This is a genomic window from Paraburkholderia sp. ZP32-5 (assembly GCF_021390495.1).
Taxonomy (GTDB): Bacteria; Pseudomonadota; Gammaproteobacteria; order Burkholderiales; family Burkholderiaceae; genus Paraburkholderia.
In genome coordinates this window covers 1,360,400-1,373,168 of record NZ_JAJEJP010000002.1, presented here as the reverse complement: position 1 = coordinate 1,373,168, position 12,769 = coordinate 1,360,400, and the positions used below count along the sequence as shown (strand labels likewise).

The 12,769-nt window shown below is 63.7% G+C and carries 7 protein-coding genes, 1 rRNA gene, 1 pseudogene and 2 riboswitches; of the genes and pseudogenes, 4 read left to right on the top strand and 5 right to left on the bottom strand.

All coding sequences use genetic code 11. The features are described 5' to 3' along the window. Positions 1-9: 9 nt before the first annotated feature. Positions 10-1,540 (bottom strand): 16S ribosomal RNA (locus L0U82_RS24850). A 574-nt stretch (positions 1,541-2,114) separates the two neighbouring features. Here L0U82_RS24850 and L0U82_RS24845 point away from each other — a divergent pair. Further along, positions 2,115-3,059: a flagellar brake protein gene (locus L0U82_RS24845; RefSeq protein ID WP_233835378.1), complete on the top strand. Its 945-nt coding sequence runs from the start codon at positions 2,115-2,117 to the stop codon at positions 3,057-3,059. Between the two features lie 62 nt (positions 3,060-3,121). Here L0U82_RS24845 and L0U82_RS24840 read toward each other — a convergent pair whose 3' ends face one another. The 4 genes from L0U82_RS24840 to cobW are packed head-to-tail and all read right to left on the bottom strand — an operon-like array spanning position 3,122 to position 9,828. Next, positions 3,122-3,736, bottom strand: a complete 615-nt coding sequence (locus L0U82_RS24840; RefSeq protein ID WP_233835377.1) for a vWA domain-containing protein — start codon at positions 3,734-3,736, stop codon at positions 3,122-3,124. A 56-nt stretch (positions 3,737-3,792) separates the two neighbouring features. Then, on the bottom strand, positions 3,793-4,908 hold the full coding sequence (locus tag L0U82_RS24835) for an ATP-binding protein (RefSeq protein ID WP_233835376.1): 1,116 nt from the start codon (positions 4,906-4,908) through the stop codon (positions 3,793-3,795). Beyond that, positions 4,905-8,723, bottom strand: a complete 3,819-nt coding sequence (gene cobN / locus L0U82_RS24830; RefSeq protein ID WP_233835375.1) for a cobaltochelatase subunit CobN — start codon at positions 8,721-8,723, stop codon at positions 4,905-4,907. Before cobN ends, L0U82_RS24835 begins: the two co-directional genes overlap by 4 nt. 13 nt (positions 8,724-8,736) lie before the next feature. Continuing rightward, positions 8,737-9,828: a cobalamin biosynthesis protein CobW gene (gene cobW / locus L0U82_RS24825; protein WP_326489777.1), complete on the bottom strand. Its 1,092-nt coding sequence runs from the start codon at positions 9,826-9,828 to the stop codon at positions 8,737-8,739. A gap of 186 nt (positions 9,829-10,014) precedes the next feature. Continuing rightward, positions 10,015-10,293, bottom strand: a riboswitch (cobalamin riboswitch). A gap of 81 nt (positions 10,294-10,374) precedes the next feature. Next, positions 10,375-10,660: riboswitch (cobalamin riboswitch) on the top strand. 249 nt (positions 10,661-10,909) lie between these two features. Between cobW and cobA the strand changes: the two are divergent. The 3 genes and pseudogenes from cobA to cobO form a co-directional block, all read left to right on the top strand. Beyond that, positions 10,910-11,674, top strand: a pseudogene (gene cobA, locus L0U82_RS24820) (uroporphyrinogen-III C-methyltransferase); the annotation flags it as partial. Positions 11,675-11,734: 60 nt separating this feature from the next. Next, positions 11,735-12,169: a cobalamin biosynthesis protein gene (locus tag L0U82_RS24815; protein WP_442793694.1), complete on the top strand. Its 435-nt coding sequence runs from the start codon at positions 11,735-11,737 to the stop codon at positions 12,167-12,169. Next, positions 12,166-12,768: a cob(I)yrinic acid a,c-diamide adenosyltransferase gene (cobO, locus tag L0U82_RS24810; protein ID WP_233835373.1), complete on the top strand. Its 603-nt coding sequence runs from the start codon at positions 12,166-12,168 to the stop codon at positions 12,766-12,768. The genes L0U82_RS24815 and cobO overlap by 4 nt, the downstream gene beginning before the upstream one ends. Position 12,769: the final 1 nt, after the last annotated feature.

Sequence of the window (12,769 nt, the reverse complement as noted above, 5' to 3'; positions counted from 1 at the left end):
GGGCTCTGGAAAGGAGGTGATCCAGCCGCACCTTCCGATACGGCTACCTTGTTACGACTTCACCCCAGTCATGAATCCTACCGTGGTGACCGTCCTCCTTGCGGTTAGACTAGCCACTTCTGGTAAAACCCACTCCCATGGTGTGACGGGCGGTGTGTACAAGACCCGGGAACGTATTCACCGCGGCATGCTGATCCGCGATTACTAGCGATTCCAGCTTCACGCACTCGAGTTGCAGAGTGCGATCCGGACTACGATCGGTTTTCTGGGATTGGCTCCACCTCGCGGCTTGGCAACCCTCTGTTCCGACCATTGTATGACGTGTGAAGCCCTACCCATAAGGGCCATGAGGACTTGACGTCATCCCCACCTTCCTCCGGTTTGTCACCGGCAGTCTCCCTGGAGTGCTCTTGCGTAGCAACTAGGGACAAGGGTTGCGCTCGTTGCGGGACTTAACCCAACATCTCACGACACGAGCTGACGACAGCCATGCAGCACCTGTGTTACGGCTCCCTTTCGGGCACATCCACCTCTCAGCGGACTTCCGTACATGTCAAGGGTAGGTAAGGTTTTTCGCGTTGCATCGAATTAATCCACATCATCCACCGCTTGTGCGGGTCCCCGTCAATTCCTTTGAGTTTTAATCTTGCGACCGTACTCCCCAGGCGGTCAACTTCACGCGTTAGCTACGTTACCAAGCCAATGAAGGCCCGACAACCAGTTGACATCGTTTAGGGCGTGGACTACCAGGGTATCTAATCCTGTTTGCTCCCCACGCTTTCGTGCATGAGCGTCAGTATTGGCCCAGGGGGCTGCCTTCGCCATCGGTATTCCTCCACATCTCTACGCATTTCACTGCTACACGTGGAATTCTACCCCCCTCTGCCATACTCAAGCCCGCCAGTCACAAATGCAGTTCCCAGGTTAAGCCCGGGGATTTCACATCTGTCTTAACGAACCGCCTGCGCACGCTTTACGCCCAGTAATTCCGATTAACGCTCGCACCCTACGTATTACCGCGGCTGCTGGCACGTAGTTAGCCGGTGCTTATTCTTCCGGTACCGTCATCCTCCAGAGGTATTAACCCCGAAGTTTTCTTTCCGGACAAAAGTGCTTTACAACCCGAAGGCCTTCTTCACACACGCGGCATTGCTGGATCAGGGTTGCCCCCATTGTCCAAAATTCCCCACTGCTGCCTCCCGTAGGAGTCTGGGCCGTGTCTCAGTCCCAGTGTGGCTGGTCGTCCTCTCAGACCAGCTACAGATCGTCGGCTTGGTAGGCCTTTACCCCACCAACTACCTAATCTGCCATCGGCCGCCCCTTGAGCGCGAGGTCCGAAGATCCCCCGCTTTCCTCCACAGAGCGTATGCGGTATTAATCCGGCTTTCGCCGGGCTATCCCCCACTCCAGGACACGTTCCGATGTATTACTCACCCGTTCGCCACTCGCCACCAGGGTTGCCCCCGTGCTGCCGTCCGACTTGCATGTGTAAGGCATGCCGCCAGCGTTCAATCTGAGCCAGGATCAAACTCTTCAGTTCAAACCTGTTACTGTTTTCGGGTTCTCTCGAACCCGGTCGCTCACTCAACGTACTGACGATGATCAGCCTGTCTTTCAACAGGCAAACCTTCCTTCAATTACTGTGTGAGGCTTCTGATACTTTTGCCATACCGGCTCCGAAGAACCGGCTGCGCATTCCGCATCAAGCGCCCACACTTATCGGCTGTTAGTTTTTAAAGATCGTTCGTGAATCACAGCACCGCAACCTCCGGCACCGCTTCGTTTCACGTCGCTGCGTCTGCAGCAGAGAAGCGAGATTATGGAGAGCGGGTGACATCGCGTCAACCCCCCGCCGCGAATTTTTCTTGCGACAGCAACGTCCGCTACAACGCGGCATTTCTAAAGATCACCAACACGAATACACTGATTGAGAACGCAAAAAAATCCGAACAAAACCAACCTGATTATCTCGTCCTAACGAGTTCAATTCAGTGTGAATACAAATGCCTTCACGCCATGCCGCAGCGACGCGCTCTCCCTATAAGATTCAATTAAAACTTCTACCGTCCGTCGCCGTCATCCGATAATCTCGCAACCCAAACTAGCCACCGACCATGGACCAACCTGTCGAGGAACACATCGACGCAAACAACGCCCCTTCCTCATCGTCGTCGCTCGTCCTGGATGCCGTGCCAGTCGGCACGCCGCTTCCCTGGTCGATCGTCGATGCCGACGGCACGCTGCTCTTCGCGAGCGGTACGATCCTCGCGACCACGGACGAGCGCACGTTCCTGTTCACTCACTTTTCTCCGCAACGTGGCGATCTGCTGGATCTGAACGCGGAGCAGCCGCCGAAGCCCGCGCCGCACGCCGAATCCCCCGTCGAGTTGACGGTCAAGGATATGCATCTGGAGATCGGTGCATTGATCGGCATGCGCTCGCTGGTCGGCAGCGGCTCGCCGATGCACCCGTGCCGCATCATCGGCTTCGCGCCGAATCATTCGATCTTCGTCACGCCGCCGTTGCAAGACGGCCGGCCGATGCCACTCACGCCCGGCGAAAACGTCGAACTCGTCGCGATCGCCAGCCAGGCCGTGTTCCGCTTCGTCTGCACGATCGAGGCGGTCTGCCGCCAGCCATTCGACTACATCGTGCTGTCGAAGCCCGGCGTCATTCGCCGCCTGCGCGAGCGCAAATCGATTCGCGTGCATGCGCATCTGCCGGTGCGGTTCGGCATCGGCGAAACGGGTGAGGCCTATGAAGGTCTGGGACTCGCGAAGGGCGTCAGCGCGCTCGGCATGTCGTTGAGCGCATCGTGGACGCTCGGCGCCGTCGGCGATCGCCTGCGTATTGCGTTTCGCCTGCGGTCCGCGGAACTCGACACGGAAATCGAGACCACTGCCATCATCCGCAACGTGCAGAAAGGCAGCGCGCCCGGCGAGCCGACCAATCATGGACTAGAGCTCGATCAGCTCGACGCCGCGCAGCAGATGGCAATGAAAGTCTTCGTGTTCGATCGTCACGACGACGTGCTGTACTGGTCGAACGGTTTCAAGTAAGCGGCACGGCGGCACGCCTCGCGCCCGCATCGAAGTGGACGCGCGGCGTCGCCGCACAACGGTCAGCCGATCAATTCTTCCGGCGCCACACACCGCGCGCCCCACGCGTCGGCGAGCGCCTCGCAGCGCCCAAGCCGCAGCGCACCGCGTTCGAAATCGACAACCACCACTTCATCGGCATCGAGCGGGCGTGCCGGTATATCACGCGTGCGGCCATCGGTCAGAATCCACAGCCAGCGTTGTTGCGCCGGACGCCGGCGCGCGCTGCGCCCGAGCAATTCCGCCGCGCGCCGCACCCCTGACTCAAGCGGCGAGCCTCCGCCGCCGCCCACCGGCTGCAGCCAGCGTTCGTTCCACCAACGCGGCACGGCCGGACCGAAGCGCAGGTCCGCGCCCGCACCGCCGAAACAGATCAGCGCGGCCTCGGCGCGTTGCGCGCTGGCATGGTCGAACAGTGCAATGAGCAAGCCTTTCGCCAGCGCAAGACGCTGCCCCGCGAGCATCGATCCCGAACAATCGAGCACGAAGCAATGCAGCACGCCGCCACGCGGTGTCTCGCGCACGAAGCGCAGATGCTCGCGACGTAGCCCGCGCTCGCGCATCGCGGCGAGCGTCGGTGGCCAGGCAATGCGTGTGCCTCGCTCGCCGCGCAAAGCGCCTTGCGAACTTGCGTGCATGCCTTGTCGCCATCGAAAACCGCTGTGCGAGTCAGCGGCGGCACCCTTCCGATGGCTCAGCGTTTTTTTGCGCCGAGCGGGATGACGCTTTTGACCTGCACCGTCGCAGTCGGCTCAGGCGGCAGGTAGCCCCAATCGGTGTCGGTAGAAGATGGTGGCGACGCGGACGCCTGAGGCGCTTCATTGCCAGCGCCTTGCTGCGACGGCGGCGCCGCACTCTCGGACTGCCCCGAAGACGAAGCTTGCGGATCACGCTGCCGTCGCCGATGAATCAGCACCGACTCCGCCACACGATCCACATGTCGCGTCGTCACCTCGGAGGCCTGTTCGAGCGCAGCCAGCGCACGCGCCGCGCGCAGCATCACCAGATCGGCGCGCAGTCCATCGACAGCGGCGGCGATGCACAGCGCGCTAACGTGCGCATGCACGGCATCGTCGAATGCCAGTTGTGGGAGCGTCGCGCGTGCCGCGCGAATCCGCTGCGCGTAAGCAGTCTGTTGTTGAACATAGGCCGCGCGAAAGCCAACCGGATCATGATCGAACGCGAGCCGGGCCTTGACGATCGCCTCGCGCGTGCGCGGCTCGAACGCATTCTCCAACTCGACCATCAGCCCGAAGCGGTCGATCAGTTGCGGCCGCAACTCTCCCTCCTCGGGATTCATCGTGCCGATCAGCACGAAGCTCGCGTCATGACTATGAGAAACGCCATCGCGTTCGACGGTATTGACACCGCTCGCCGCCGCGTCGAGCAGCGCATCGACGAGCGCGTCGGGTAGCAGATTGACCTCGTCGACATACAGCACACCGCGATGCGCCTTTGCGAGCAGCCCCGGCGAAAAGCGCACCGAGCCGTCGCGCAGCACGGTTTCGATATCGAGCGTGCCGATCAGACGATCCTCGCTGGCGCCGAGCGGCAGATTGACCAGTTGCCCTTCCGGTAGCAACTCGGCGAGCGCGCGCGCCGCGGTCGACTTCGCGGTGCCGCGCGGCCCGCTGATCAGCACGCCGCCGAGACCCGGATCGATCGCGGCGAGCAGCAGCGCCTGCTGCAACGGCGCCTGGCCGATTAGCGCGGCGAATGGAAAAACCGGCCGCGAAGCCGTGCCCGAACTCGCGCGCACGCCTGCTTCGCCGCCGTTCAAATCGCCCGCTTCTCGCGTCGCGCCATTCATGTCCGTGTTCCTTCGATCTGCTGTTCACTCGCGAGCAGATGCTGCTCAACCTGCGCGCGATAGTCGCCCGGCTCCTGCCACAGCCCGCGCTGCATCGCTTCGAGCAGGCGCTCGCAGATCGAATGCAGCGCGTGCACGTTGTGCCGCTGCATGAACGCGCGGGTATCGGCGTCATTCAGATAAGCATCGGCGACGAGCGCATATTGATGATCCGCGATCACGCGCGCGGTCGCGTCGTAGCCGTAGAGATAATCGACGGTCGCCGCGATCTCGGCCGCGCCCTTGTAGCCATGGCGCTTTACACCATCGAGCCACTTCGGATTGACCACGCGCGAGCGGATCACGCGCGCGATCTCCTCCTGCAGCGTACGTACGCGAGGCGCGGCCGGATTGCTGTGATCGGCGTGATAAACGCGTGGCTGCTCGCCGCCCAGATGTCGCACTGCCGCGACCATGCCGCCCTGAAACTGGTAGTAGTCGTTCGAATCGAGCAGGTCGTGCTCGCGGTTGTCCTGGTTCTGCAGCACCACGTCCATCGCGGCCAGACGCGCGCCAAACGCGTGATGCGCTTCCTCGCCCGCGCTCTTCTGCGCGTATGCGTAGCCGCCCCACGCTTGATAGGCGTTCGCGAGATCGGCGTCGGTCTGCCATTGGCGCGAGTCGATCATCTGCTGCAGACCCGCGCCGTACGCGCCGGGCCGCGCGCTGAACACGCGCCAGCCGGCGCGCTTGCGCGCTTCGGCGGGGTCCATCCCGCGCGCGATCAGCGCATCGCGTTCGCGCAGCACGCGCGCGCGGATCGGATTCAGATCGGCGGGTTCGTCGAGTTCGGCGACGGCCTGCACCGCCGCATCGAACAGATGCATCACGTTGGCGAACGCATCGCGGAAGAAGCCGGACACGCGCAGCGTGACGTCGATACGCGGGCGATCGAAAACTTCGATCGGCATGATTTCGAAATCCGTCACGCGATGGCTGCCCGGCGCCCACTTCGGCCGCACGCCGAGCAGCGCGAGCGCCTGCGCGATATCGTCGCCGCCGGTGCGCATTGTCGCCGTGCCCCAGACCGACAGGCCGATCGCACGCGGATAGTCGCCGTGCTCCTGCAGATGCCGCTCGATCAGTTGCTGCGCCGATTTCAAGCCGAGTGCCCACGCGGCTTGCGTGGGCACCGCGCGCGTGTCGACCGAATAGAAGTTGCGCCCGGTAGGCAGCACGTCGGGCCGTCCGCGCGACGGCGAACCACTCGGTCCCGGTGGCACGAAGCGTCCTTCGAGACCGCGTTTCAGTTGCGTGATTTCCTGCGGACCGCAGGCGTCGAGACGCGGCAACACGTCGTCACGCAAACGCGCGATCACCTGTTCTGCTTGCAGCAGATTATCGACCCACCCCGGCGACGCTTGCACGCTGTCCACACCATCCATGTCTTCACCGCACACACCGACCAACAGCCGCGCCGCGAGCAGTTCCAGCCGCTCACGCGTATCGCCATAGTGCCGCCACGGCGCATCGCTCACCTGCTGTAGCACGTCGGGACGCGGCCCATCCCACGGCGCCGCCCAATCCACGGTCAACGGATCGAACAGATAGTCGAGGCGCAGATCGCGCGCCAGCGCATCGGTCAAACCGGCTCTGCCGCCCTGTCCGTCGCCGATCGGAAAGCGGCCGAGCGCGAGCAGCGTATCGCGCCGCTGCACGCCGCGCGGCGACTGCCCGAACGTATGCAGCCCATCGCGAATCTGCGCTTCCTTCAGCTCGCACAGCCATGCATCGACGCGCGTGAGCAGCGCGTCCTCGTCGTCCTGACCGTTCGGCGCCGCGAGGCTCAGTTCCTCGTGCAAGCGATGCTCGACGATCGTCGCGAGGATCGTGCGACGCAGCAACTTCGCGCGACGCGGATCGACCATCAGCGCTTCGTAATATTCGTCGACCTGGCATTCGAGGTCCTGCAACGGCCCATAGTTTTCGGCGCGCGTCAGCGGCGGCATCAGATGATCGATGATGACCGCCTGCGCGCGCCGCTTGGCCTGGCTGCCCTCGCCCGGATCGTTGACGATGAACGGATACAGATGCGGCAGCGGTCCCAGAATCAGATCGGGCCAGCATGTGTCGCTCAACGCGACGCTCTTGCCCGGCAGCCATTCGAGATTGCCGTGTTTGCCGACGTGCACGACCGCGTCGATACCGAACTGGTGACGCAGCCAGAAGTAAAACGCCAGATACGCATGCGGCGGCACCAGTTCCGCGTCGTGATAGCTCGCGTAATCGCCCTGCTCGCGCGAACGCGAAGGCTGAATCCCGACGAACACCTGCCCGCAGCGCCAGCCCGCGATCATGAAGCGGCCGCGTCGCAGCGTCGGTTCCTGCTCGGGACGGCCCCAACGCGCGTTCAGCGCATCGCGCACGCTCGCGGGCAATGCATTGAAATGAGCGAGATAGTCGTCGAGCGCGAGGCTTTGCAACGCCGGCCGCAGATCGCGCACGACGGGGTCGTTGGTCACGCCCTCGGTGAGCTTCTTCAGCAGCGCATCGCTGTCTTCAGGCAACTCGGCCACGCGATAGCCTTCGTCGCGCAGCATCGACAGAATGCCGACCACCGACGCCGGTGTATCGAGCCCGACACCATTGCCGATACGACCCTCGCTCATCGGATAGTTCGCGAGGATCAGCGCGAGTTTCTTGTCCGCGTTATCGAGCGAACGCAGACGGCACCAGCGGCCGCTCAGCTCGGCGAGAAAACGCACACGTTCGAGGTCCGGCTGATAGCGCACCACGTCGACCTCGGTGTGCGGACAACGATACGCAAGCCCCTTGAAGCTGATCGCGCGCGTGATGATGCGGCCATCCACCTCCGGCAGCGCGATATGCATCGCGATGTCGCGCGAATTGAGGCCGTGGTTGTCCTTGAGCCAGTCTTCGCGATTGCCGCCGCTCAGGATCACCTGCAGCACCGGCGCGTCGCCGGCCAGCGCGAGCGGTTCCGGGTCATCGATCGCGGACGCCGCGAACGCGGTCGTATTGAGCACCAACGCCGCCTGATGTTGCGCGCACAGCGATTGCACGACTTCGCGGCTCATCGCATCTTTGAGCGACGTAATCGCGAGCGGCAGCGGATTGAGCCCTTGCGCATCGAGTGCGTCGATCAACGCATCGAACACCGCGGTATTGGCGGCCTGAAGATGGGCCTTGTAGAAAAGAATCGCGACCACCGGCGCATCCTGCCGCCAGCGCGCCTGCCAGTCAGCGATGGTCGGCATATCGCGCTCGGGGTGATATAGCGACGCGGCGGGCAATGCGCGCGGCGGCTCCGGCTCGCGTCCCCAGTCGAGCGCGCGATACGCGATGCAGCGCAGGAATGCCTCCGCATTTTGCGGGCCGCCCTCGCGCAGATAACGCCACAACTGCTGGCACAACTCCGCGCTCGCGGTGCTGCGCGCGAGCAGATTCGGATCTTCCTGCAAGTCGCCGGAAAACATCGCGAGCGTTTGCTGCTTGCGCTGCGCGAGCGCGACGACCTGCTCGATGCCGTACGGCCAGTACGCTTCGCCGCCAAGATGATCGACCACCACGACGCGCGCATGCTGCAGCACGTCGTCGACATAGAAATCGACCGAGGCCGGCTGCCGCAGATACGTGACGTTCGCGAGCCGCACGCTCGGGAAACCATCCCCGAGACGCGGCACGACGCTCGCGAGCAGCGACAGTGTGGTATCCGCGGAACTGAGCACGACGATATCGGCGGGCTGCTGATCGATACGGATCACGCCCTGCGTATCGTCGACGAAGCCGCCCGGCGTCGTGCGCAACAGATGCATGGTCGCGCGCCCGTTACGCGGCAGCGTTCGACGTCGCGCCGAGCGCCGCGTCGAATGCCTGCTGCAAGGTGGACTGATCGAGGTCTTCGCCGATCAGCACGAAGCGGCTCGAATAGCCGTCGCCGCCTTCGCCGGCCTGCCAGCGCCGGTCGAAATAGCTGTCGAAACGGCGGCCCACGCCCTGGATCACGAGCCGCATCGCCGCGCCCGGCAACGCCGCAAAACCTTTGACGCGGTAGATCGTGTGGTTTTCGACCAGCGTCTGCAACGCGGCGAGTGCGGCTTCGCGCGACGGCACGCTCGCTTGCACGACGACCGAATCGAACTCGTCGTGATGATGATCGGGATCGTCGGCGGAACCGTGATGATCGTGGCGCAGATGGATGGTTTCCTCGGACGCGGCTTCGAGACCCAGCAGCGTGTGCAGATCCAGCTCACCCCTATGCGCGCGCACGATCTTGACCTGCGGCGGAATCTCGTCACGGATCAACGTTTCCACGGCGCTTTGCTGCGCATCGTCGAGCAGGTCGGTCTTGTTCAGAATCACCAGATCCGCGGCGGATAACTGGTCTTCGAACAGCTCATGCAACGGCGATTCATGATCGAGATTCGGATCGGCCTTGCGCTGCGCATCGACTTCGAGCGGATTGTCGGCGAATTGGCCGCTGGCGGTGGCCGGTCCATCGACCACGGTTACCACCGCGTCGACGGTGAAGCCGTTTCTGATCTGCGGCCAGTTGAATGCCTGCACCAGCGGCTTCGGCAATGCGAGGCCGGATGTTTCGATCAGCACGTGATCGATCTCGCCGCGACGCTCGGCGAGCTTTTCCATCACCGGGAAAAACTCTTCCTGCACGGTGCAGCACAGGCATCCGTTCGCCAGTTCATACAATTGCCCTTCGGTTTCGACGCCGTTTTCATCGCAGCCGATACCGCAGCCCTTCAGGATCTCGCCGTCGATGCCGAGTTCGCCGAACTCGTTGACGATCACCGCAATGCGCTTGCCCTCCGCATGCTGAAGAATGTGCCGCAACAGCGTGGTCTTGCCGCTGCCGAGAAAGCCCGTGACGATCGTGACGGGAATCTTGCGCAATTGAGTTTGCATCGTGAGGTCCATCGGTAGACGTTGCATGGGTGCGCCGGTCGGTTCGCGTGTCGGTCCAGCAGCAACGGCGTTGTCCGCGACATGGAAAGCGCACGGAAAACGCCCGGAGACACGACACGCGCAAAAACGCCCGGAAACACAGAAAGCAAAGTGAAGTCATGAACGCGCCGCCGCATCCCCGCGGCGTACGTCCTGCATCTTCGGGCCGGTATCCGGGCTGGCGAAAGCGCCGCTTCCCCTTCCCGGCCGAGTGGTTTCTCGCCCAGTGGTGATATGCCGACGCGGCCTTGCGCGTGGACATCGAAGCCGGCTCCGCGGCGCACGGCCGTAAGGCCTGCACCGCTTTTCGCTTACCGTTGCGGGGACAGCACAGGTTAGCCCGCTCCAGAGCAGATGGGCCCCCTGTTTCCCGTTTAACTGCCCGCGCACGAGCGCGCGGGCGAGCACCAGAAGTGCGTGCGAGTGTAGGCCCGCAGCCTTGCCCAGTCAAGAAAGCACGCGCGATGAAAACCGCCGCCGACGCTTATCCGGCAAGGCCCCGTGTGCTATCGTATGCGCGCGTTTGGTGCCCGCATATGCGCTCGCATGTGCAGTTAAACGGGAAACAGGCAACGCATCATGCGTTCAACCTGTGCTGTCCCCGCAACGGTAAGCAACCTGCGGCGCGCGCCTCGATTCTGGCGCGCCGCGCATGCGTTTTTTGATGCCACTGTCCTGTGAATCGACGAATCCGCGCGATCTCGCGCGTATCTTCGTCATTCCACGTCAAGGACGGGAAGGCAAAGCGCGTGAGGTCGCCAGCCCGGATACCGGCCAGACGCGGTGGCGGCGCCGCGTGCAGCACCTGCACCGATCGCGCCGCCGGCCGCCGGAATCCGCGGGGAACGGATGTGAAGGCGTTCAAGCATGGCATCGCGCGTCCGTGGCGTTTTCCGAACTTCAGAGGAAAGCGCCGCCCATCACGTGTGTTGCCGCGCCCGGATTCGCAGTACCGCATGAACTCGATCTGCACCATCGCGCGCGCTATCGCGCAGCGCTTCTCTCGTCCCACCATCGCATGGCGCACGCCATGCTCGCTGCGATGACCCGCGCCTGGCTGATCGGCGCCGGCCCCGGCGACGTCGAACTGATGACGCTGAAGGCGACCCGCGCGCTCGCGCAAGCCGATGTCGTGCTCGTCGACGACCTCGTGAATCCGGACGTATTGCAGTTCGCGCACGCCGATGCGCTGGTCGTGCATGTCGGCAAGCGCGGCGGGCATCCGTCGACGCCGCAGGCCGATATCGTCGCGCAAATGCTCGCGCATCTGCGGGCCGGGCGCAACGTCGCGCGCCTCAAAGGCGGCGACCCGTTCGTATTCGGACGCGGCGGCGAGGAATTGCAGGCGCTGCAGGCCGCCGGTATCGATGCCGAAGTGATCAACGGCATCACCGCGGGCATCGCCGCGCCCGCGGCGCTCGGTATTCCAGTCACGCAGCGCGGCTATTCGCAGGGTGTGGTGTTCGTCACCGGCCACGGCGCCGGCAGCGACGAGCCGGACTGGGCCGCGCTCGCCGCGACGCGCATGACACTCGTGATCTATATGGGGATGCGGCGTCTCGGCGAGATCGCCGACGCGTTGCTGGCGGCCGGCATGGGCGCCGATACGCGCTGCGCGGCGATCGAAGCGGCAACGCGGCCCGAGCAGCGTCACGCGCTCGCTTCACTCGGTGAGCTTGCCGACGTGGTCGAACGCGCGGGGCTCGGCTCGCCTGCGATCGTCGTGATCGGCGCAGTGGCGTCGCTCGCGCTCGCACGCGATGTCGCTCAACGCGAGCATGCTGCTGACGCCAGTGATCCAGCAGCAGGTCATCTCAGCGACCCAACCCAACAACACCAGCGTTCAACAAAAACGCTAAGCGTAGGCATCGGTTGCCGCCTGCACACCCCCGCAGCGGATATCGAAGCCGCCGTACGCCACGCGCTCGGGCCGCATGCGTTCGAACAGATCGGCGCGATCGCGACGATTGACATCAAGGCGAACGAAGCCGGCCTGCTCGATTTCTGCGCGCGTCATGCGCTGCCGCTGCGGCTATTCACTCGCGAGCAGATCGCCGCGGTGCCGCTGTATTCAGTGTCGGCGGCCACGCAGATGCATCTCGGCGTGGACGGCGTCTGCGAGCCTTGCGCGCTGCTGGCAGCGCAAACCCTCAACCCTGCCACTGCATCGCAGCTCGCCCGGCTCGTCGTACGCAAGACCGTGCACGCCGGCGTCACCGTCGCGATCGCATCGTCCGGTGACGATGCCGATACTCACGCAGCCTCTATATCAACAGCTTCCAACAATCAGGACCTTCGATGAAAACCGATCCCGAATCGCATCAGCGCATGACCGAACGCCGCCGTGAAGGCCATGAGAAAAAGCAGGCCGGCGCGACCGTCGAAAAAGGCCTGCTGATCGTCAACACCGGCACCGGCAAGGGCAAAAGCACGGCCGCGTTCGGCATGGCCGTGCGGGTGCTCGGCCACGGCATGCGCCTGGGCGTCGTGCAGTTCATCAAGGGCGCGCTGCATACGTCGGAGCGTGACTTTCTCGGCGCCATCGCGCAGTGCGATTTCGTCACGATGGGCGACGGCTACACGTGGAATACGCAGAACCGCGAAGCCGATATGGCGACCGCGCGCAAAGGCTGGGACGAAGCGCGCCGGATGATCGAAAGCGGCGATTACCAGATGGTGATCCTCGACGAGCTGAACACCGTGTTGAAGTACGAATATCTGCCGCTCGACGAAGTGCTGTCGGTGATCAATGCACGCGCGCCGATGCTGCACGTCGTCGTCACCGGCCGCCATGCGCCCGATGCGCTGATCGAAGCCGCCGACCTCGTCACCGAAATGCGCGCGATCAAGCATCCGTATCGCGAGCAGGGCGTGAAGGCGCAACGCGGCGTGGAGTTCTGAG

Excerpts from the sequence above, each read along its gene's own strand:
- L0U82_RS24845 (WP_233835378.1), top strand. The coding sequence starts at position 2,115 with ATGGACCAACCTGTCGAGGAACACATCGACGCAAACAACGCCCCTTCC.
- L0U82_RS24840 (WP_233835377.1), bottom strand. The coding sequence starts at position 3,736 with ATGCACGCAAGTTCGCAAGGCGCTTTGCGCGGCGAGCGAGGCACACGC.
- L0U82_RS24835 (WP_233835376.1), bottom strand. The coding sequence starts at position 4,908 with ATGAATGGCGCGACGCGAGAAGCGGGCGATTTGAACGGCGGCGAAGCA.
- cobN (WP_233835375.1), bottom strand. The coding sequence starts at position 8,723 with ATGCATCTGTTGCGCACGACGCCGGGCGGCTTCGTCGACGATACGCAG.
- cobW (WP_326489777.1), bottom strand. The coding sequence starts at position 9,828 with ATGCAAACTCAATTGCGCAAGATTCCCGTCACGATCGTCACGGGCTTT.
- cobO (WP_233835373.1), top strand. The coding sequence starts at position 12,166 with ATGAAAACCGATCCCGAATCGCATCAGCGCATGACCGAACGCCGCCGT.